The sequence below is a fragment of the Halomonas sp. KM-1 genome, assembly GCF_000246875.1.
Classification (GTDB): Bacteria; Pseudomonadota; Gammaproteobacteria; order Pseudomonadales; family Halomonadaceae; genus Halomonas; species Halomonas aerodenitrificans.
This window is the reverse complement of record NZ_BAEU01000168.1, coordinates 58696-78829: the sequence shown is the minus strand read 5'-3', so window position 1 is coordinate 78829 and position 20134 is coordinate 58696. Positions and strand designations below refer to the sequence as shown.

General features: G+C 66.0%; 18 protein-coding genes and 1 tRNA gene. 13 read left to right on the top strand and 6 right to left on the bottom strand.

Annotation, left to right across the window (positions count from 1 at the left end; genetic code table 11):
• Positions 1–690: protein phosphatase 2C domain-containing protein (locus B8115_RS23035; protein WP_010630229.1), on the top strand; the 690-nt coding region annotated here is incomplete at its 5' end.
• Positions 691–968: 278 nt separating this feature from the next.
• Here B8115_RS23035 and B8115_RS23030 read toward each other — a convergent pair.
• Positions 969–1045, bottom strand: a tRNA-Met gene (locus B8115_RS23030).
• Positions 1046–1244: 199 nt separating this feature from the next.
• On the opposite strand from B8115_RS23030, the gene phbB reads away from it, so the two are divergent.
• Entirely contained in the window at positions 1245–1991 is a 747-nt protein-coding gene (gene phbB / locus B8115_RS23020) for an acetoacetyl-CoA reductase (RefSeq protein WP_026038341.1), read from the top strand.
• Positions 1992–2050: 59 nt separating this feature from the next.
• On the opposite strand, the gene B8115_RS23015 is transcribed toward phbB, so the two are convergent.
• A complete protein-coding gene (locus B8115_RS23015; protein ID WP_010630227.1) occupies positions 2051–4834 on the bottom strand; it encodes a DUF349 domain-containing protein in 2784 nt (927 codons plus the stop codon).
• Positions 4835–5112: 278 nt separating this feature from the next.
• Between B8115_RS23015 and minC the strand changes: the two genes are divergently transcribed.
• The 4 genes from minC (at position 5113) to sbcB (ending at position 8588) form a co-directional block, all read left to right on the top strand.
• Positions 5113–5847 carry a septum site-determining protein MinC gene (gene minC, locus B8115_RS23010; protein ID WP_010630226.1) on the top strand — a complete coding sequence of 245 codons (735 nt, stop codon included), beginning with the start codon at positions 5113–5115 and terminating at the stop codon, positions 5845–5847.
• Between the two features lie 53 nt (positions 5848–5900).
• The gene (gene minD, locus B8115_RS23005; RefSeq protein ID WP_010630225.1) at positions 5901–6719 is read left to right on the top strand and encodes a septum site-determining protein MinD; all 819 of its coding nucleotides are present in this window, start codon (positions 5901–5903) and stop codon (positions 6717–6719) included.
• On the top strand, positions 6716–6967 hold the full coding sequence (gene minE / locus B8115_RS23000) for a cell division topological specificity factor MinE (protein ID WP_010630224.1): 252 nt from the start codon (positions 6716–6718) through the stop codon (positions 6965–6967). Before minD ends, minE begins: the two co-directional genes overlap by 4 nt.
• 130 nt (positions 6968–7097) lie before the next feature.
• Positions 7098–8588, top strand: coding sequence for an exodeoxyribonuclease I (gene sbcB / locus B8115_RS22995; RefSeq protein WP_010630223.1), 1491 nt, complete (start codon positions 7098–7100; stop codon positions 8586–8588).
• A 63-nt stretch (positions 8589–8651) separates the two neighbouring features.
• Here the strand turns inward: sbcB and B8115_RS22990 are convergent, their stop codons facing one another.
• Entirely contained in the window at positions 8652–11540 is a 2889-nt protein-coding gene (locus tag B8115_RS22990; RefSeq protein ID WP_010630222.1) for an insulinase family protein, read from the bottom strand.
• On the bottom strand, positions 11537–12220 hold the full coding sequence (locus B8115_RS22985; RefSeq protein WP_010630221.1) for an SOS response-associated peptidase: 684 nt from the start codon (positions 12218–12220) through the stop codon (positions 11537–11539). The genes B8115_RS22990 and B8115_RS22985 overlap by 4 nt, the downstream gene beginning before the upstream one ends.
• A 161-nt stretch (positions 12221–12381) precedes the next feature.
• On the opposite strand from B8115_RS22985, the gene B8115_RS22980 reads away from it, so the two are divergent.
• Together B8115_RS22980 and B8115_RS22975 are read left to right on the top strand one after the other, a co-directional pair.
• Positions 12382–12999, top strand: a complete 618-nt coding sequence (locus B8115_RS22980) for a TetR/AcrR family transcriptional regulator (RefSeq protein WP_010630220.1) — start codon at positions 12382–12384, stop codon at positions 12997–12999.
• Positions 12996–13715, top strand: a complete 720-nt coding sequence (locus B8115_RS22975) for a 1-acyl-sn-glycerol-3-phosphate acyltransferase (RefSeq protein ID WP_010630219.1) — start codon at positions 12996–12998, stop codon at positions 13713–13715. Before B8115_RS22980 ends, B8115_RS22975 begins: the two co-directional genes overlap by 4 nt.
• Here the strand turns inward: B8115_RS22975 and B8115_RS22970 are convergent, their stop codons facing one another.
• Positions 13716–15002, bottom strand: coding sequence for an HlyC/CorC family transporter (locus B8115_RS22970; RefSeq protein ID WP_010630218.1), 1287 nt, complete (start codon positions 15000–15002; stop codon positions 13716–13718).
• A gap of 75 nt (positions 15003–15077) precedes the next feature.
• Positions 15078–15878, bottom strand: a complete 801-nt coding sequence (locus tag B8115_RS22965; RefSeq protein ID WP_010630217.1) for an inner membrane protein YpjD — start codon at positions 15876–15878, stop codon at positions 15078–15080.
• Between the two features lie 293 nt (positions 15879–16171).
• Between B8115_RS22965 and ffh the strand changes: the two genes are divergently transcribed.
• From ffh to rplS, 5 genes are all read left to right on the top strand, one after another.
• Entirely contained in the window at positions 16172–17584 is a 1413-nt protein-coding gene (ffh, locus tag B8115_RS22960) for a signal recognition particle protein (protein WP_010630216.1), read from the top strand.
• A 298-nt stretch (positions 17585–17882) separates the two neighbouring features.
• On the top strand, positions 17883–18131 hold the full coding sequence (gene rpsP, locus B8115_RS22955; RefSeq protein ID WP_010630215.1) for a 30S ribosomal protein S16: 249 nt from the start codon (positions 17883–17885) through the stop codon (positions 18129–18131).
• A gap of 22 nt (positions 18132–18153) precedes the next feature.
• Positions 18154–18711, top strand: coding sequence for a ribosome maturation factor RimM (rimM, locus tag B8115_RS22950; protein ID WP_026038340.1), 558 nt, complete (start codon positions 18154–18156; stop codon positions 18709–18711).
• A 38-nt stretch (positions 18712–18749) separates the two neighbouring features.
• Entirely contained in the window at positions 18750–19538 is a 789-nt protein-coding gene (trmD, locus tag B8115_RS22945; protein WP_010630213.1) for a tRNA (guanosine(37)-N1)-methyltransferase TrmD, read from the top strand.
• 134 nt (positions 19539–19672) lie between these two features.
• Positions 19673–20029, top strand: a complete 357-nt coding sequence (gene rplS, locus B8115_RS22940) for a 50S ribosomal protein L19 (protein ID WP_010630212.1) — start codon at positions 19673–19675, stop codon at positions 20027–20029.
• Positions 20030–20134: the final 105 nt, after the last annotated feature.

The window sequence follows — 20134 nt, the reverse complement described above, 5'->3', positions numbered from 1 at the left end:
CCGGCCTCGGATCTCGGTGCGCGCACCCTGGTCAGTGCCATGCTGCGGCTGGCCGATACGCTGGAGACCCAGCTGGCCTGGCTGCTCGATGGTCGCGAAGCGCCCACGGCCGATGCCGTGGCGCAGCTGGCCGGGCTGCTGGTGCGCCATGCCAAGGGCACGCTGCACGATCGGGCGGCCGAGCAGTGCCGGCCGGTGCGCGACCTGCGCTGCACGCTGCTGCTGGCGCTGATCGGCCGCGAGAGACTGCTGTGGCTCAAGGTGGGCGATGGCGAGCTGGTGCTGGAGCGCGCGGTGCCGGTGAGCGCTGCGCAAGAGACACAGGACGCTGTGGATGAGGAGGCCGAGCTGATGCCCAGACTCTGCACGCTGGGCGAGCGCGGCAAGGGGGAGTTTGCCAACCAGACCCTCTTCGTCGATGAACGCCTGGCCTTCGAGCAGGTGCAGTACGGCATCGAGACGACGACGGCTTTGACCGGCATCGCCCTGATGAGCGACGGCGCCGCCGAGAAGCTGGTTGCCTTCGACGGCGGGCAGGTCTCAGGACAGCTCAGCCACTGGCTCGACGATCTGCGCCGGGGCAAGCTGCGCCAGCGCGACCTGATTCGTCGCTTCTACAGCGAGAACTTCTGCCGCGGCACCAGCGGCGATGACCGCAGCATAGCGTTGGTAGCGCGTGATCTGCCTTGAAGCATCATGTTTTCTAACGGGCAATATAAAGCCGAGGCTTGTGGCCTCGGCTTTCGCATCGGGTAGCGGCGGCTGCTGACCCTGAAGGGAGAGCGAACCGACGGTCGTCGGTTCAGCGCCCGTGCGTGCAATGAAAAACCGAGGCTTATGGCCTCGGTTTTTTCGAACTTGGTTGCGGGGGCCGCTGACCTTGAATCGAGAGCGAGCCGACGCTCGTCGGTGCAGCGCCCGTGCGGGCAATAAAAAACCGAGGCTTTTGGCCTCGGCTTTTTCGAACTTGGTAGCGGGGGCCGGATTTGAACCGACGACCTTCGGGTTATGAGCCCGACGAGCTACCAGACTGCTCCACCCCGCATCAACGTGAGGCGAATTCTACGCTTTTTCTGCGCTGTGTCAAGGTGGGGGACGTTGTTAGTGCAAGCGCAGCGCATGTGTCCATAATCATTAGGGAGCAACTTGAAGGCGATGCCTTCTGCCAGCATCCTGTTGTGGCTGGCCTGCTGCGCCAGGCCAAGCACTGCGAATACAAGCGTCATGAATCAGGGAGGTGGAATATGACTCAATCAGCACCCGTAGCGTGGGTCACTGGCGGAACCGGGGGGATCGGTTCGTCGATTTGCCGCGCACTGGCGGCAGCGGGCTACCACGTGGTGGCGGGATACCACAACCCGGAGAAGGCCAAGACCTGGCTCGAGACCCAAAAGGCCGATGGATTCGACAACATTTCCTTGTCAGGTGTGGATCTCACCAGCTATCAGGCGTGTGAAGCCGGAGCCAGGGAGATCGAAGAGGCCCACGGGCCGATCAGCGTTCTGGTCAACTGTGCCGGCATCACGCGCGACGGCACGATGAAGAAAATGACGCCCGAGCAGTGGCACGAAGTCATCGATACCAACCTCAATACCGTATTCAACACCTGCCGCAGCGTCATCGAGGGCATGCTCGAGCAGAAGTATGGGCGCATCATCAACATCTCCTCGATCAACGGCCGCAAGGGTCAGTTCGGTCAGGTCAACTACTCGGCGGCCAAGGCCGGCATGCACGGCCTGACCATGGCGCTGGCCCAGGAGACCGCTACCAAGGGCATCACCGTCAATACCGTGTCGCCCGGCTACATCGCCACCGACATGATCATGAAGATTCCCGAGAACGTGCGGGAAGCGATTCGCGAGACGATCCCCGTGAAGCGCTACGGCACACCGGAGGAGATCGCCAGACTGGTGGTATTCCTGGCCGACAAGGAGTCGGGTTTCATTACCGGCGCCAACATCGACATCAACGGTGGCCAGTTCATGGGCTGAGGGAGTCGGCAGGATTGAGGGAGGCGTGGGCCTCCCTTTTTCGTGTCCGTGCGCAGCGGTCAGGGCGGCGGCAGGCGCGTCAGGCGTGCCAGCAGCGAATCGAACTCTCCCACCTCGCGCTGCCACTGCTCGGGGGAGACCGGCCCGGTGGCCAGCAGGTTGCGTAGCACGATGCGGACTTCTTCGGCCTGACTCAGGTCGCGCCCCAGGCCTTCATTGAGACGCTCGACCTGAATGGCCAGGCGCAGCGGTTCGTCATGCTGACTGACCCGCCCCATGGCCAGCAGTGAGAGGTGCACGCGCAGGCGCGCCAGCTGTTCCTGAACCTCTTCGGCGGAGGGCGGATTTCTCCTGGCGGCGTTACGCTGCTCATGCGCACGGCGCATGTCTTCGGGTAGCGATGCGGCGGAGTCGAGGGGGACCTCGGTCATGACGTCGTTCTCGAGCCAGTCGGCATCGGCGCTCAGGTGGGCATCGAGTAGCGGCCGGAAGGCCTGCCAGCGCTGTACTTCTTCCACCACGGCCAGGCGTGCCAGTCGCTCGCGCCGTGTGCGCACGATGCCGCTCCAGCGCCGGCGCATGCCTTCCGTGCGGCGCCCAGAAGGGAGCGGCTCCAGCGCCGTGGCATGCTCGATCGCCTGCTCCAGCACGTGGCCGTCGCTGGAGCGGCTGGGCTGCCAGGCGTCCAGGCGGTCGATGAGCACCTGCATGTCGTCCAGGCGCTGACGCGCCTGCTGGGCACGGTCATCGCGCTGAGCCTCACGCATGGCAAAGATCTGGTCGCAGGCTGTGCGGAATTCGCGCCACAGCGTCTGCTCCTCCCCGCGCGGCGCGCGACCGAGCTCGCGCCAGAGCTGCTGAAGCGCCTTGGCTTTCTCGGCCCGTGTGTCAGAAGGCATCTTTTGCTCGATGAGAGCGTGCGCCTCGTCGACGAGGGTGCGCTTGGCGTCGGCGACTTCCTTGGCGCGCTGGTCGATGAGTCCCTGCAAGGCGAAGCGAATGCGGCCGAAGCGTCGTCCGATGGCCTGCGCCTGATCGCGCGGCACCGGCGAATGGCGACGCCACTCTTCACGCGCCTGGTCGCGGATATGCCGCAGGGCATCCGGGTCGGCATCGTTGGCAGGGGCGTCGAGCAGGGCTTCGAGCTGTTCGCACAGGCTGGTACGCGCCTCGAGATTGCGTATCCGTTCCTCGGCCTGCCGTTCATGCCAGGGTGCCAGGCGCTCGTGTATGCGGTCGGAGGCGCTGCGGAAGCGCTCGGAGAGCTCGCGGCTGGCCGCGGCATCGCCCAGCTCCTTCCAGTCTCTCACCAGTTGACGGTGGCGGCGGTCGAGTTCGGCATCCGTGATGCCGTTGTCGTCGGCCAATTGGTCGATGGCCTGACACAGCTGCTCGCGCTTGGGGCCGGCAACGTAGCCACGCCAGTCGCGCAGTTCGGCCAGGCGAGCGCCGAGCCGCTTGAGCATCGCTTGATGCGGGTGCAGCTTCGCCGAAGGCAGGGTGTCGGCGCGGTGTTTCAGGCTCTGGTGCAGGCGACTGGCACCCTTGAACTCGCCGCGATCCAACAGTCTTTCGAGCTGCTCGAGGTCTTGGGTAAAGCGCGCGAGCCGCGCCTCCTGTCCCTCTTCCGTTGCATGCTCCTGGCCTGCCAGCAGCAGCCGGGCACGGGTCAGCGGCGGCGGAGGTGGCAGCTCGTTCGGCCATTGGCAGGCTTCGACGGCGCTGGTCAGAGATTCGACGTCCTGTTCCTGCAGCGCCCGTTCGATGTCGGCGGCATGCGCTTCGAAGCGCTCCCAGGTCCGCAGCACATGGTCATAGTCCGCCAGAATCGCGTCATAGCGCTTGCGCAGCGCTGCGTCGGTCACGTGCAGGTCCGAGAGGGTCTGCCAGCGATTGGCCAGCAGGATCTTCTGAGAGCGCAGGCTGGCGATGTCCTGGCTGGTAAGGCGGTCGCCGCGTGGCAGGCCGGCAAGGCTCTCTTCCAGCGCTTCGAGCAGCGACTCGCGTGCTTCGGCGGCCTGCTCGCGGCGTCGGTCGGTCGCAGCGTTGGCGTGCTCGCGGGCCTCGTGATCCGAGAGGGTCTTGCGGCAACCCAAGCTGGCATCCTGGAAGCGACGCTCCTGTGCGGCGTCGGGCAGGTCGCCGAGCGCTTCCCAGGCACGCACCAAGTGGCGGAAGCGGCCGGCATAGAGGGGCTCCCAGGGCGCGCGGGCGTGGGCCTCCAGCTTCATCAGCAGACTTTCCCGCTGCTCGCGTGCCGCTGCCAGCGTGGCCGCATCGTTACGTAGTCGGTTCAGGCGTTCACGCGCCTGGCGCATGACCTGACGATCCCGGCGCGCCTGCTGGGCCAGACGCTGAAGGCCCTCTTCGCTGGTCACGCGGGCGGCTGCGGCATGGCGTACGGCGGCAATGCCGTTCTCGCAGGCCTGTTCGACCAAGTCCTCTTCTGCCGATAAACGCTCCACGGCGGCCAGCCGCAGCTGCTGGTTGTCACCCTCCAGGGCCACTCGCGAAAGTAGGACGCGGTTGTCGATGGATGCCACGTAGCGCAGGCGCTGGGAGAGGTCCAGGCTGCCGGCCTGCCCGGTGATCAGAGCGACCAGGCGCCCCAGCAGCTCGGGCTGATCCGGCTGGCGCTGCACCAGGGCAAGCAGGGTGTCGACCGAGTCGATCCTGTCAAGCGCCGCCCGGCGGACCGAGGCGTCCGCATCGAGGCACAGCGCTTCCAGCGCCTGGCGCTGGTCGGGTCGAGCCGGGTCGAGCCGGGCGATGGCCTGTCGTCGAATCTGGGCATCGGGGTGCCGCCAGCGTGGGGCGAAGAGGCGGCTGAGGAATCCGGGCATGGGGCATCCTGAGATTGAGAGGCGCAGCGGCCAGGCTGCGCAGGCCGTTTTTATTGCTGTCGAGGTGGCGTCTTTCGACTAATGTATGTTATCTAAGCACGCGCCGCCGCTGTGGAAAAGTCCGTCGGAACAGCAGGGTGCGGGCAAGCATCGGTCAGTATCGGCAAATGTCGGCAGGCGCCGGAGGGCTGCGGCTGGCCGTATCACCAGTTGCAGGGGGGATGGGAGTCGCTTAGCTTTAGTCCCACGACCCGACAACACCCCAGTGGAGTCCGGCAATGAGCCTCAAAGTGGACAGGGCAGAGATGGCATTCACCTTCAAGGGGGGCATGCTGCCCATGACGGTCATGGAGTTGGCAAGCGCCGACCCCGAACGCATCCGTGAGCAGCTGTCAGGCAAGCTCAGCCAATCCCCCGCATTCTTTCAGCATACACCTGTCGTTCTCAGCGTAGAAAAGCTGGATGAGCCCCACCTGGCCCTGGAGCGAATCTGTGCCGTGTGTCGCACCCACAAGCTGTTGCCGGTGGCCGTGCGCGGTGGTGCCGATCCCGTCAAGCAGTCGGCCTGGGCGCTGGGGCTGGGCTGGTTCCCGCCCACCGATGCCACGCGGGCTCGCACGCTCGAGGAGGTGCCATCTACCGAAGCGCCGGCACCGGAGGCGGCGAAGCAACCCGGAGTGGCAAGCGGCGGTCGTATCTATCGCGGCACGGTGCGTTCCGGCCAGCAGGTCAGCGCTCCGGAAGGCGATTTGGTGGTCATCGGGGCCGTCAACGCGGGTGCCGAAGTGCTGGCAGCGGGCAGTATCCATGTCTATGGCGCCCTGCGCGGTCGTGCGCTGGCCGGCATTCATGGCGATACCGACGCGGGTATCTTCTGCCGTGAACTGCGCGCCGAGCTGCTCTCGGTGGCAGGCACCTACAAGCGTCTCGAAGACATCGACCCGCACCTGCTTGGCTCCTCGGTGCAGGTCGTGCTGCGCGATGCCCAGTTGGGCATCACCTCGCTGGTCTAGTCGCGCCGCGCTCTATTTTCGTCATCCATCGTCCATTCAAAGGAATGTGTAACTTGGCCAAGATCATCGTAGTGACCTCAGGCAAGGGAGGGGTCGGCAAGACCACCAGCGCAGCGGCCATCGCCACTGGGCTTGCGCTGCGAGGCAACAAGACCGTTGTCATCGACTTCGACGTGGGGCTGCGCAACCTCGATCTCATCATGGGCTGCGAGCGTCGCGTGGTTTACGACCTGGTCAACGTGATCCAGGGCGAAGCCGGACTCAATCAGGCCCTGATTCGTGACAAGCGAGTCGACAACCTGCACATCCTGCCGGCCTCCCAGACCCGCGACAAGGATGCGCTGACCTCCGAGGGCGTCGAGCGGGTGCTCGAAAACCTGGGTAAGGATTTCGACTACATCCTGTGCGATTCCCCGGCCGGCATCGAGCGCGGTGCCCAGTTGGCCATGTACTACGCCGATGAGGCAATCGTGGTCACCAACCCCGAGGTCTCCTCGGTGCGCGATTCCGATCGCATCCTGGGGCTGCTCGCCTCCAAGACGCGGCGCGCCGAGCGCGGCGAGGATCCGGTCAAGGAGCACCTGCTGATCACGCGTTACAACGCGGCGCGGGTCGATCACGGTGACATGCTCAACCTCGACGATATCCGGGAAATCCTGGCCATCGACCTGATCGGCCTGATTCCTGAATCCGAGGCGGTGCTGCGCGCTTCCAACCAGGGCGTGCCCGTGACCCACGATGACAACAGCGATGCGGGGCAAGCCTACATGGATACCGTCTCGCGTCTACTCGGAGAGGAAGTGCCGCTGCGCTTCCACGAGTTCCAGAAGAAGAGCCTGCTGAGCCGTATGTTCGGAGGAGGTCGCCGGTGAAGTTGCTGGAGTTTCTGAAGCGAGAACGAAAGAAGACCGCCTCGGTAGCCAAGGAGCGGCTGCAGATCATCGTCGCGCATCAGCGCAGCCAGCGTGGCCAGCCCGACTACATGCCGATGCTGGAGAAGGAGCTGCTCGAGGTGATTCGCCGTTACGTCCAGGTGGACGACGACGCCATCAACATCAGCCTGGACAGTGAAGACAACTGTTCGGTGCTGGAACTCAACGTCACGCTGCCGCGCAGTTAGACGGCGGCTGAACGAGTCCGGCTGCGACTCGCTAGTCGTACGAGCGGTGCCCGCTGCTTCCTCGGCTGAGTCGTCCGCGGGGCTGTGTTAGGCTGTGCCGCTCAGGACGCAGTCAGGAGACACCGCGCCCATGGCGAAGCCAGATGCCGCCCCGATGACCTTCCTGTGGCACGACTACGAAACCTTCGGCGCCGACCCGCGGCGCGATCGCCCTTCGCAGTTTGCCGCAGTCCGTACCGATAGCGATTTCAACGAGCTCGGCGAGCCGGTCGAGCTGTTCTGCAAACCGGCGGACGACTATCTACCCCACCCGCAGGCGTGCCTGATCACCGGTATCACGCCGCAGCAGGCGCGTCGCCGCGGTCTGCCCGAGGCGGAGTTCGCCGGACGCATCCACGCGCTGATGAGCGAACCCGGCACCTGTGCGTTGGGCTACAACTCGCTGCGCTTCGATGACGAGGTGAGCCGCTGCCTGTTCTACCGCAACCTGCTCGATCCCTACTCCCGGGAGTGGCAGAACGGCAACTCGCGCTGGGACCTGATCGATGCGGTGCGCGCTTTCCATGCTCTGCGCCCCGCGGGCATCGCCTGGCCGAAGCGTGAGGACGGCTCGCCCAGCTTCCGCCTCGAGGATCTGACCGCTGCCAACGGCATCGCCCACGAGGGCGCCCACGATGCGGTAGCCGACGTGCGCGCCACCATTGCCCTGGCGCGGCTGCTCCGACAGCGCAATGAACGCCTGTTCGATTACCTGCTGGCGCTGCGCAGCAAGCGCGAGGTGGCCAAGCGTCTCGATGTGCCGGGGCGCAAGCCGGTGCTGCACGTGTCGCGGCGCTATCCGGCCAGCCGCGGCTGCAGCGCGCTGGTGATGCCGCTGGCGGAGCATCCCACCAACCCCAACGGCGTGATCGTCTACGACCTCTCGGTGGAGCCTCAGGCGCTGATCGAGATGAGCGCCGAGCAGATCCGCCAGCGCGTGTTCGTCAGCAGCGACGACCTCGCCGAGGGCGAGGCGCGCATCCCGCTCAAGGTCATCCACATCAATCGCAGCCCGGTGATCCTGCCCGCGGCGGCGCTCAAGGACGTCGAGGGTCCGCGCCAGGGCGAATACGGCGAGATCGTCGAGCGTCTAGGGCTCGACCTGGCAGCCTGTCGGGCCAACTGGAAGCGCCTGATGGCCAGTCCCGAGGTTGGGGGCAAGGCCGCCGAGGTGTTCGCTCAGGCGCCGCCCGATGGCCCCCACGATCCCGACCTGATGCTCTACAGCGGCGGCTTCTTCTCCCCCGCCGATCGCCAGGAGATGCAGCGGGTGCGTGACGCCTCGCCCTGGGATCTGGTCGATGCGCGTTTTGCCTTTCAGGATCCCCGGCTGGAGGAGATGCTGTTCCGCTATCGCGCGCGCAGCTATCCCGACACCCTGAGCAGCGAGGAGCAGGCGCGCTGGGAGGCGTATCGCTGGGATCGTCTGAACGATGCTGCCGTGGCCGGTTTCACCCTGAGGGACTTCGCCCGTGAGATCGAGCGCTTCAATCAGGTGGCGCTGAGCGACCGCGACCGGGCGATTCTCGAGGAGCTGGTGATGCATGTGGAAGCGATGATGCCCGCTCAGGCCTTCGGCTGACGTACGGCCACACATGACTGCGCCCGGCCAATGGCCGGGCGCAGTGCGTTCTACGGTGCGTTTTCAGTCGTCGGCTTCCGGCAACGGCTCCAGGTGCCGGGTGAGGGCGGCAACGTCGCTGGGCTCGTCGCCCGGATCGTAAGCGATGGTGGCGATGGAGCGCTCGGTCAGGCTCGGCCAGGTCTCGCGCAGATCGTCGGCCGTCACCGTCAAGACGCGCTGAGCCAGCCGCTCGCGACGATCGAAGCCGGTATCGCCGAACGACAGCGCGCGCCACAGGCGGTTGGTCAGCCCTGCAAGGCTGGTGTCGCGCTGCAGCAGGCCGTCATGCACGGCCTGACGGTAGGCGGCCAGGTCGGCGTCATCCAGCGCCGTCAGGCTCTGGCCGAACTCCACCAGAAAGGCGTCGATGTGCTGCTTGATCTCGTCGCTGGTGACATCGGGGGACTGTACCAGCAGGCTGAGCCCCGGGGCGTCCAGCAGCGGCGAGTAGCCGGCGCTGACCACATAGCCCAACTGCTCCTCGGTACGCAGGCGCTGATAGAAGGGCGTGTCGATCAACTGCCCTAGTACCGCCAGGCGCGCCTGACTGTCGAGAGAGCGGTCGCTGCCCTGCAGATAGCGCAGCACCAGCGACTCCTCGCGCGTCGTATGCGGGTGCAGGATGGGCAGCGCCTCATCGATGCGTAGCGGCGTCAGGTCCGGGATCGCCTCTTTCTCCAGCGTGGGGGCCAGCATTTCGGCGACCAGCCGCCCCTCGCGCTTGGCCAGTTCGCCATCCAGGTTGCCGAGGGCCAGCGCCTGCAGGCGCAGCTCGCCGAGGAAGGTGTCGCGGAAGGTGCGCAGATCGTCCACCGTCAGCTCGCGGCTGGCGTCGAGCAGGCTCTGGGTCGGCCACTGAGGACGCATCAAGGCTTCGGCCAGGGTGCGATGACCCTGGCGGAACAGCGCCGCCTGCGGGGCATTGCGCCATTCGCGTTGCAGGCGGTAACGCACCCGCTCGAAGCTGGCCTCGTCGATGTCGCCGTCGCGCAGCTGCTCCAGAGTGCGACGCATCACCCGGTCCTGACGGTCGCGCCAGCCGGCAAAGGCCAGCGTGATGCCGCGGGCATGGGGATAGGCCTCGACATCGTGGCCGGCCAGTCGCGCCGCATAGAACTCCTCGTTGAGGCTGTCGTCCAGCCAGCCTGCCAGCAGGTGGGCCAGGACGGCATGCTGCGGGTCGCTGCTGGCCGTGGGGTTCTGCAGGCTGAAGCGCCACTCCACCTTGGGTGTGTTGAAGCTGGCATCGGCCATGTGCCAGAGCTCGAAGCCCGGCTCTTCCAGCAGCTGCGCGGGTCGCTCGTCCTGCGCGTCGAGCAGGGCCAGGTCCTCGGCGATGAACGGGTTCGCCGCCGGCAGGGCGAGGCCTGCCAGAGGCTGAGAGGTGCTCGCCTCGGGCTCTACTTCGCGCCAGGGCGTATTGAACCAGGGTGACGTCTGCTCGCCCTCCACCTCGGGGCCGCTGTAAACCCGCAGCAGCAGCTCGGGGCGCAGGGCGTCGAGATAGGTGGCGATCAGTTCGGGCTCGAAGCCGTCCATGCGATAGGCGGCGTACTGCACGTCTTCCACCGGGAAGCGTGCCAGGTTCATGGCCAGTCGCATGGCGCTCTGCAGCGGTGAGCCGTGCTGCTGGAAGCGGAACTGCTGCTCGGCGAGCTGGGCCTGCTCGTCGTAGCGCCAGGCCTCCAGGCCCTGCTCGCGGATCTGCTCGATGGCGGCAAAGAGCGTGGCCTCGATCTCGTCGATGCGCTCGGCCCCGGCCGGGGTCAGGCTGACGCTGACGGTGAACAGCGCGTGGCGCTCGTCGCCGCGTCCCACGCCGGCGGAAAGACCGTCGGCTAGGCCGGCGTCGCGAAGTACCGCGAACAGGCTGCCTTCGCCCTCGTGGCCGAGCAGATGGGCGAGGTAGTCGGCGGGCTTGTGGCGATAGTGCTGGAGCGAATCCGGCACCGGGAACATGAAGCGCACATGGCGGCTGTCACGCACCGATTGCAGCTCCACATGGCGCGGCAGCGCCGTCTCGTCGATCAGCGGCTCCTCGATCACCGGACGCTCCAGGCCGCGATCGGCAATCTCGGCGAAGCGCTCGGCCACCATGGCTTCCAACTCGTCCAGCGGCTGCGGGCCCACCAGCGTCAGGTGCATGACGTTGGCGTCATAGTAGCGCTCGTAGAACTCGATCACCCGCTCGCGCAGGGTCGGCTCGCCGGCGGGCGGGTCGGCCAGGGTCTCACGGCTGCCCACCGAGAAGCCCGTGGTGGGGTTGGCGGGGTTGAGCACCTGGTTGAGCACGTCGTTTTCGCGGCGGCCATCGTCGCGGATGCGCGCCATGTACTCCGAGTGCACGATATTGCGCTCGCTCTCCAACTGATCGGCATTGAACAGCGGCGTGAGGAAGAACTGGCTGAAGCGATCCAGAGCGCCGGGCAGCGCGGCGGGTTCGACCTCGAAGAAGTAGTTGGTGTCCTGCGGCGCGGTGAAGGCGTTGTGGCTGCCTCCGTGACGGCGCAGATAGCCCTGGTAGGCATCGGCTTCGGGGAAGGGCTCGGTGCCGAGGAACAGCATGTGTTCGAGGAAGTGCGCCAGGCCGGCCAGATCGTCCGGATCCTGGGCGCTACCCACGCCGACGTTCATCGAGGCGGCGGCGCGGTCGGCCGTCACGTCGCTGACCAGCAGGGCGGTCAGGCCGTTCTCGAGCGTCAGCACCCGGTAGTCACGGTCGTCATGGGGGCTGACGTGAGGCTCGACGACCTCCTCGATGGCCTCTTCGTAGCCATGTGCCGCTTCCTCGGCCTGTTGCGCCTGGGCCAGACCCGGGAGCAGCAGGCCGGTAAGCAGCAGGCCGGCAAGCCAGGGCAGAGGGCGCCGAGGGTCACGGTCTGGCAGAGTCGGTTGGGGCGTGAGCATCATGTCTCCTGTTCGTTCCAGCGCAACATGGGGCCTGTGGGGTGTGCGCAGGCGGGATCCTGGTTGTTGGGATCGTTGACCCTTCTTGATACCGGAAAGGCGCCCAACAGTTCCCTTGGCGCGGGACGCAGCAGTGCCCGCGCCGCTTCCGTCGGCGTGCCCGGGTCGAGCCAGCGCTGGGCGTCGTCGGCAGCGATCAGCGCCGGCAGCCGGTCGCCCAGCGGAGCCAGGAAATCGTTGGTCGACACCGTCACCAGCGCCATCGAGTCGGTGTGTTCGGTCAGCGTCGTATGGTAGCGGCACCAGATGCCCGCCAGCAGCAGCGGGGCGCGATCGACCCGGGTGACCAGAAACGGCTGCTTGAAGCGAGGCTGCAGCTTCCACAGATAGATCCCACCGACCGGTACCAGGCAGCGGCGAGCGCCGAAGGCCTCGCGAAACATGGGGCGAGCGTCGAGGGATTCGGCGCGTGCGCAGTGGGGAGCGTGGTCGAGCACGCTCAGCCAGGCGGGGGTCAGCCCCCAGAACACTGGCCTCGTGCAGGTCCTGTCCGCTTCCAGACGAATATGCGTCAGCGTGCGCCTGGGTGCCACGTTGGCGCCGGTCAGCAGGGGAGTCTCCTGGCGCAGCCCGGGTAGCAGTCGAGCGAGGTCGAGCTGAGGAATGTACAGGCGGCCGGCCATGGAATCTCCGGGTATCGGGGTGGCGTCAGGGTAGCCAAGTCGAGGGGTAGTGAACAAGGCTTCACTCGCAATGGTCGAAAACAGTGTTCGATGTGCGCTATCCTACGCTACCGTGCGAAGTAATCCGCTCACGAGATTGGTAACGTTCTGCGAGGAACTCGATGGCTCGTCCCCGACAGCATGCGCCCGAAGCGCTCCATGCCCAGGTCATGGCAGCATGCGATGACTGGCTGCAGAGCAATCCCGTACACGCGCTCTCGCTGCGAGCCCTGGCGCGTGAGGTGGGCTGTGCGCCGAGTACGTTGCTCAAGCTCTACGGCAGCTTCGGCAACCTGCTGCAGCATGTGAACATCGAGACGCTGGCGCGCCTGCGCATGGTCATCGAGCCGCTGACCGAGGGCGTGGCGCCGGAACGGCAGATGCGCTCCCTGGCGCTGGCCTACTGGCAGTTCGCCCAGCGCGAGCCGTTCCGCTGGCAGCTACTGTTCGATTATCCGCTGGCCCAGGAGGGCGAGCTCGACCAGCGCCAATCCGACATGATCGAGGCACTGTTCCTGCGCGTGGAGAACGGCTTGAAGGAGTATCAGCCGGCGCTTGGCGATCTCGAGGCCAGGCGCCTAGGGCGCACCCTGTGGGGCAGCGTGCACGGTCTGGTACAGCTTGGTCTCAATGAGCGTCTGGGCTATTGGCAGGGGCAGCAGCTCGAGGTGCCGGAGCTCCTCGACCAACTGCTCTCCACCATCCTCGCCGGCCTGAAGCATAGGTCCGATATCGCGTGAATCTCGTCCTGTACGGGCTGCTTGCCGTCATGCTGACCGCCGGCGGCTGGCACATGGTGCGCAAGCCGCGTCCGGTCATTCGCTATCTCATCTTTCTGCTGGTCCACTGCTGCTATCGGCTGCGCCTGCGCGGGCTCGAGCATATTCCCGCCAAGGGAGCGGCGGTGGTGGTGTGCAACCATGTCAGCTTCATGGATGCGCTGGTGATCGGCGGCGCGAGCCCACGCCCGTTGCGCTTCCTGATGGACCGCCCGATCTACGAGTCGCCCTGGCTCAACTGGCTGTTCCGCCTGGTGGGAGCGATTCCGGTGGAGTCCGACCGGCGCGACCCCGGTAGCGTGCGTCGTGCGCTGGAGGAGGTCAGCCGGGCACTGCGCAGCGGCGAGGTGGTGATGCTGTTCCCCGAAGGCCGTCTGACGCCGGATGGCGAGGTACATGCCTTCCGACGCGGGCTGGAGACGATTCTGGCCCGGGACCCGGTGCCGGTGATTCCCGCCGGCCTGGCCGGCCTGTGGGGCTCGTGGACCTCCCATTGCAACGGCCCGGCACTGTCCAAACGGCCGCACCGCTTCCGGGCCCGGGTGGCACTCTATTTCGGCAAGCCGATTCCGCCCAGGCTAGCGCGGCGAGAGCGCCTGGAGGCGCAGGTGCGCGTACTCAAGGGCGAGGCGGACGGCTGGGCCTGCCGGCACAGCCTTGGCGCTCCCAGGCGCTGATCAGGGCTGACGCTGGCGGCTGCTTCGAACCGTCTGCCAGCAGCGCGCCGAGGTGATCAAATTGTCGCGTACCTCGATGATTTCCATGCGTACGCTACCGATCTGCAGGCAGGCTGGGCCGTCGGGGAAGGCTTCCAGGTGCTCGAGGATAAGGCCGTTGAGGGTCTTGGGGCCATCGGTGGGCAGCTTCCAGCCCAGGGTACGGTTGATGTCGCGGATGTTGGCGGTGCCGTCGATCACGTGGCTGCCGTCGTCCTGGCGATGGATCTCCTGGTCCTGCCCGGCCACGTCGGTGGTGAACTCGCCGACGATCTCCTCGAGAATGTCCTCCAGCGTGACCAGCCCCTCCACGTCGCCGTACTCGTCCACCACGATGCCGATGCGGCGTTTCTGCTTCTGGAAGTTGAGCAACTGGGTATGCAGCGGCGTCGACTCGGGAATGAAGTAGGGTTCGCGGGCCTCCTGCACGATCGAGGCCTTGGTCACCTCATCCCGGGACAGGAAGCGTGCCGCATTGCGCAGGTGCAGCATGCCGATGATGTTATTGATGTCGCCCTTGAACACCGGCAGGCGGGTGTGCTGGCTGGTGCGGATCTGGGTCAGGATGATCTCCAGCTCGTCGTCGAGGTCGATGCCCACCACCTCGTGGCGCGGCACCATGATGTCGTTGACGGTGACGTTCTCCAGATCGAGGATCGACAGCAGCATGGCCTGGTGGCGATGGGGGATCAGCGTGCCCGCCTCGTGCACCACGGTGCGCAGCTCGTCGCGGGTCAGGCTGTCGCCGCCCCCTTCGATGCTCTTGATGCCGGTCAGCTTGAGCAGGCCGTTGGAGATCGCATTGACCAGCCACACCAGCGGATAGAGCAGCTTGAGCAAGGGCTCCAATATCAGCGAGGCGGGGTAGGCGATGCGCTCCGGCTTGATCGCCGCATAGGTCTTGGGGCTGACCTCGGCGAAGATCAGGATCACGATGGTGAGCAGCAGCGGGGCGATGGCGGGGCCGGTGACCTCGCCGAAGAAGTGGATGGCCAGCACGGTGGCGATGGCGGCGGCCAGATTGTTGACCAGGTTGTTGCCGATCAGGATCACGCCGATCAGCCGGTCCGGGCGCGCCAGCAGCCGCAGGACCCGACGAGCTCGACTGTCGCCGCCGTTGGCTTCGTGATTGAGCCGATAGCGGTTGATCGACATCATGCCGGTCTCGGAGCTCGAGAAGAAAGCGGAAAGGCAGATGAGCAGGAAAAGCAGGCCGAACAGCAATCCCACTGGGAAGTCGTCGCTCAAGGTCGTTGGATCCTCGCTGGCGTGTCAGCCCCGTTTGTAGGGATTCGCTCCGGCAGTGTCAAGGCGACCTGCGCTTCAGGTGCGGTTGAGGATGACTTCGAGCACGAACTTGCTGCCGAAATAGGCCAGTAGCAGTACGGCGCAGCCGCCCAGGGTCCAGCGTACGGCGCGCATGCCGCGCCAGCCCAGAATGTGATGACTGACCAGCAGGATGGCGAAGATCACCCAGGCCGCCAGCGAGAGGATGGTCTTGTGGGCCAGGTGCTGGGCGAACATACTCTCGACGAAGGCGAAGCCGCTTAGGATCGACAGGGTCAGTAACGCCATGCCGGCCCAGATCAGCTCGAACAGCACCCGCTCCATGGTGGTCAGCGGCGGCAATACCTGTACCACGCCGCGGGTATGGTGGTGGCGCAGGGCATGATTCTGCAGCCCCAGCAACACCGCCTGACAGGCAGCGATGAAGAGAACGCCGAAGGCGAGTGCCGAGCTCATGGCGTGCAGGGCGATGCCCGGGGTCATGCCACCGGTGCGCTCCGGGCTCGGCAGGCCAACGGCCAGCAGCAGGGCGATGCCAGAGATCGGAAACAGTCCGACGGCCACGCTCAGCACCGGCTTGGCCAGGCTCACGCCGAGCAGCAGCATGACCATGATGGCGGTCAGCATCACCGCGCTGGTGGAGAGGCCGGGCATCAGGCCGGGGCTCTGGTCGATCAGCTTGAAGGCCACCGGCAGATGAAACAGCAGCCCCATCAGACCCAGCACGCGAACCAGAGCCGGACGCTGCGGCACGCGCCGCAGCAGCGTGAGCCCTTGCCAGGAGGCTGCGCCCAGATAAAGGATGAAGGCCATGAGGGCCAGGGGAAGCGCCTGCATCAGTGTCGTCCGTGCGCCGTCGCCAGCGTCAGTGCCTCTCGGGTGGATGAAGTCTGCCGAGGCCACTATACCCAATCCTCGCTGCGGCGCACAGCCGTGGACGGGGAGCGCATGCATGGAGACTGACCGCCGCAGCGCGTATAATGTCGCCCAGACTCTTCAAACCGCTTTATCAGGGCTGTTTCCTCAGCGTGCGCCAGCGTGTCACCACCTATGTGACCCCTTGTCGCAGATGCCTCCCGAACTCCGTGAGGCATCGCCCCGAGCCGACAGCCTGACAGCCGGAGTGGCTTATGTTCCAGAACCTCAGCGAGCGCCTTTCCCAGACGCTCAAGTCCATCAAGGGTCAGGCACGCCTGACCGAGGACAACATCAAGGACACCCTGCGTGAAGTGCGCCGGGCGCTGCTTGAGGCCGACGTCGCCCTGCCGGTGGTCAAGGCCTTCATCGAGCGCGTGCGCGAGCGCGCTGTGGGCCAGGAAGTATCGAAGAGCCTCTCGCCGGGGCAGCAGTTCGTCAAGATCGTCCAGCAGGAGCTCGAGGCGATCATGGGCGAGGCCAACGAAGGGCTCTCGCTCAAGGGCTCCCCTGCGGTAGTGCTGATGGCCGGCCTGCAGGGTGCGGGCAAGACCACCTCGGTGGCCAAGCTGGCGCGCTTTCTCAAGGAGCGTGAGAAGAAGAAGGTGCTGGTAGTTTCCGCCGACGTCTATCGCCCGGCAGCCATCGACCAGCTCGAGACCCTGGCCGGTGAGGTCGGGGTCGACTTCTTCCCCTCGCGCAGCGACCAGAAGCCGGTGGCCATCGCCGAGGCGGCGATCAAGCACGCCAAGATCCAGTTCCATGACGTGGTGCTCGTCGACACCGCCGGCCGCTTGGCCATCGACGAGGCCATGATGGCCGAGATCGCCGAGCTGCACCGCACCTGCCAGCCGCAGGAAACCCTGTTCGTGGTCGACGCCATGACCGGTCAGGACGCCGCCAACACGGCCAAGGCGTTCCACGAGGCGCTGCCGCTGACCGGCGTGATCCTGACCAAGGCCGACGGCGACGCCCGCGGCGGTGCTGCGCTGTCGGTGCGCCACATCACCGGCAAGCCGATCAAGTTCATGGGTGTGGGCGAGAAAATCGACGCCCTGGAGCCCTTCCACCCGGATCGGGTGGCATCGCGCATCCTCGGCATGGGCGACGTACTGTCGCTGATCGAGGAGGCCGAGCGCACGGTCGACAAGAAGAAGGCCGAACAGCTCGCCAAGAAAGTCAAGAAGGGCGAGGGCTTCGACCTCGAGGACTTCCGCGACCAGCTGCAGCAGCTCAAGAAAATGGGCGGCATGGGGGGGCTACTCGGCAAGCTGCCGGGCATGGGGCAGATGGCCGAATTGGCCCAGGGGCCCGGTCCCGAGAAGGAGCTGGGCAAGCTCGAGGCGCTGATCAACTCGATGACGCCTCAGGAACGGCGCAAGCCCGAGATCATCAACGGCTCGCGCAAGCGCCGTATCGCTGCCGGTGCAGGCCTCCAGGTGCCCGATCTCAACCGTCTGCTCAAGCAGCACAAGCAGATGCAGAAGATGATGAAGAAGGCAGGCAAGAAAGGCGGCATGCAGAAGATGATGCGCGGCATGTCCGGCATGATGGGCGGTGGCGGCCCGGGTGGCCCCGGCGGCGGGATGGGCGGCATGGGCGGCCCCGGCGGCTTCCCCTGGCGCTGAGCCGCACTGTGGCTTACGCAGTGAGGGGCAGAGAGGGGCGATTCCATGGGCAGTGCCCGAGAGGCTCGAAAAAGGGTTTCAAAGCGGGGCTGATTTCCGTAGAATGCTGCGTCTTCATGGCAGGACCGTGGCAATGCCCGGCTGCACGCTTGTAAAAGCACTTGCAAAGAAAGTGACCGAATGACGCGAAAGCGGGTCCACGGACCCGCTTTCCTGGCAGAAGCCGAGTACCCTGGCCGTTCGCCGGGGCCGGCGCATCGGTATTAAACGTAACCTCAACCGAAGGATAGTCAACGCCATGGTTACCATTCGTCTGGCACGTGGTGGCGCCAAGAAGCGTCCCTTCTACCACCTGACCGTGACCGATTCACGCAACTCCCGCGACGGCCGTTTCATCGAGCGTCTGGGCTTCTTCAACCCGATCGCTCGCGGTCAGGAAGAGCGCCTGCGCGTCGATCTGGACCGCGTTGCTCACTGGCAGGACCAGGGCGCACAGATGTCCGACCGCGTGGCCGAACTGGTCAAGGAAGCCCGCAAGCAGGCCTGAGCCTGTGCAGTTCGGTGATGTCATGAGCGAGCAGGCCGCACGCAGCGAACGCGACGACCATGTAGTGCTGGGCAAGTTGACCAGCCCCTACGGCGTCAAGGGCTGGCTCAAGGTCTACTCCCATACCGGCCCGATGGACGGCATCCTCGAGTACTCCGAGTGGGTGCTGCGCCAGGGTGGCACCCTGAGTCGCCATCGTCTGCTGCAGGGGCGGCGTCACGGCAAGGGCCTGGTGGCCCTGCTGGAAGGCGTCGATTCGCGCGAGGCCGCCGAGCGCGTGTCAGGTGCCGAAATCCTGCTGCCCAAGACCGAGCTGCCACAGCTCGAAGGCGACGAATACTACTGGCACCAGCTCGAAGGGCTCACGGTCGTGACTCGCGAGGGTACGGTGCTGGGGCGTGTCGCTTATCTGTTCGAAACCGGCGCCAACGACGTGCTGGTGGTCAGGGGCAACCCGCAGGGGGAGCCGCCGGCCATCGACGATCGTGAGCGTCTGCTGCCCTTCCTGCCCGACGAGGTGATTGTCGAGGTGGATCTGGCGGGTGGCACCATGACCGTCGACTGGGACCCGGACTTTTGAGCCTCGAGACAGAGGCCGGGGCGAGCGCAGCACCGGACATGTGGGTCGGTGTGGTATCGCTGTTTCCCGAGATGTTCGAGGCCATCGCCCGGCACGGTGTCACCGGGAGAGCGGTCAGCCAGGGGCGAGTGGCGCTGGAGTTCTGGAACCCGCGCGACTACGCCACCGACAGGCATCGCACCGTGGACGACCGGCCCTATGGTGGCGGCCCCGGCATGCTGATGAAGGTCGACACCCTGCGCGCGGCCATCCATGCCGCTCGTCAGCGGGCGAGCGAGGCCACCGGCCAGCGCCCCAGGGTCATCTACCTGTCGCCCCAGGGGCGCAGGCTCGACCAGCAGGGTGCCCGCGAGCTGGCTTGCGGCCCCCCGCTGGTGGTGGTGGCCGGGCGCTACGAAGGTATCGATGAGCGCATCGTGGAGAGCGACATCGATGAAGAGTGGTCGATCGGCGACTATGTGCTCAGCGGCGGTGAGCTGCCGGCCATGGTACTGATCGACGCCGCGGCAAGACTGGTTCCCGGTGTGCTGGGACATCAGGACTCCGCGGTCGAGGACTCCTTCAATGAGGGGCTGCTGGACTGCCCGCACTATACGCGCCCCGAAGAGATCGACGGGCGGCGGGTGCCGGAGGTGCTGCTCAGCGGCCATCATGGCGAGATCCGACGTTGGCGGCTCAAGCAGTCGCTGGGGCGGACCTGGCTGAGGCGCCCCGACCTGCTGGAAGGCAGGACGTTGAGCGCCGAGCAGCAGAAGCTGCTCGAGGAGTTCATCGAAGAATACGCCCTGTCAGGTGACAGGGCGGAGGTGCAGGGCGCGAGGCGCTGAGCCCTGGGGGCCATGCATCGTGGACCTGCGTCACCCATCATCTCCCGCGCTCTCGAGTCAGGCTCGGGCGCCGGGATCACGCGCCGCCGTTTATTTGCAAGGAGCGGCGGCGCCGAATAGTGAGGAGTTTTGTCATGAGCAGCAAGAACAAGGTGATCCAGGCGCTCGAAGCCGAGCAGATGAGCAAGCAGGTGCCGGATTTCGCCCCGGGTGACACCGTGATCGTGCAGGTCAAGGTCAAGGAAGGCAACCGTGAGCGTCTGCAGGCCTTCGAAGGCGTGGTGATCGGCAAGCGCAACCGCGGCCTGAACTCCGCCTTCACCGTGCGCAAGATCTCCCACGGCGTGGGCGTCGAGCGTACCTTCCAGACCTACAGCCCGCTGGTCGACTCCGTCGAGGTCAAGCGTCGCGGCGACGTGCGCCAGGCCAAGCTGTACTACCTGCGTGAGCGCAGCGGCAAGTCTGCCCGTATCAAGGAAAAGCTGTCGTAACGAAAGCGTGCGCGGGTCGTGCCTGAGTCCGGCCCGCTCGTGGTTTCGTTATGCCGCAAGCCCCGCCACCGCTCACGCGGGGCGGGGCTTCGTCGTTTCAGGCCA

What these genes read in the sequence shown, in the direction of transcription:
- sbcB (WP_010630223.1), top strand. Translation starts at nt 7,098, where the DNA reads ATGGCGAAGCCAGATGCCGCCCCGATGACCTTCCTGTGGCACGACTAC.
- rimM (WP_026038340.1), top strand. Translation starts at nt 18,154, where the DNA reads ATGAGCGAGCAGGCCGCACGCAGCGAACGCGACGACCATGTAGTGCTG.
- B8115_RS22990 (WP_010630222.1), bottom strand. Translation starts at nt 11,540, where the DNA reads ATGATGCTCACGCCCCAACCGACTCTGCCAGACCGTGACCCTCGGCGC.
- B8115_RS22985 (WP_010630221.1), bottom strand. Translation starts at nt 12,220, where the DNA reads ATGGCCGGCCGCCTGTACATTCCTCAGCTCGACCTCGCTCGACTGCTA.
- rplS (WP_010630212.1), top strand. Translation starts at nt 19,673, where the DNA reads ATGAGCAGCAAGAACAAGGTGATCCAGGCGCTCGAAGCCGAGCAGATG.
- minC (WP_010630226.1), top strand. Translation starts at nt 5,113, where the DNA reads ATGAGCCTCAAAGTGGACAGGGCAGAGATGGCATTCACCTTCAAGGGG.
- B8115_RS22980 (WP_010630220.1), top strand. Translation starts at nt 12,382, where the DNA reads ATGGCTCGTCCCCGACAGCATGCGCCCGAAGCGCTCCATGCCCAGGTC.
- trmD (WP_010630213.1), top strand. Translation starts at nt 18,750, where the DNA reads ATGTGGGTCGGTGTGGTATCGCTGTTTCCCGAGATGTTCGAGGCCATC.
- B8115_RS23015 (WP_010630227.1), bottom strand. Translation starts at nt 4,834, where the DNA reads ATGCCCGGATTCCTCAGCCGCCTCTTCGCCCCACGCTGGCGGCACCCC.
- B8115_RS22965 (WP_010630217.1), bottom strand. Translation starts at nt 15,878, where the DNA reads ATGCAGGCGCTTCCCCTGGCCCTCATGGCCTTCATCCTTTATCTGGGC.
- rpsP (WP_010630215.1), top strand. Translation starts at nt 17,883, where the DNA reads ATGGTTACCATTCGTCTGGCACGTGGTGGCGCCAAGAAGCGTCCCTTC.
- phbB (WP_026038341.1), top strand. Translation starts at nt 1,245, where the DNA reads ATGACTCAATCAGCACCCGTAGCGTGGGTCACTGGCGGAACCGGGGGG.
- ffh (WP_010630216.1), top strand. Translation starts at nt 16,172, where the DNA reads ATGTTCCAGAACCTCAGCGAGCGCCTTTCCCAGACGCTCAAGTCCATC.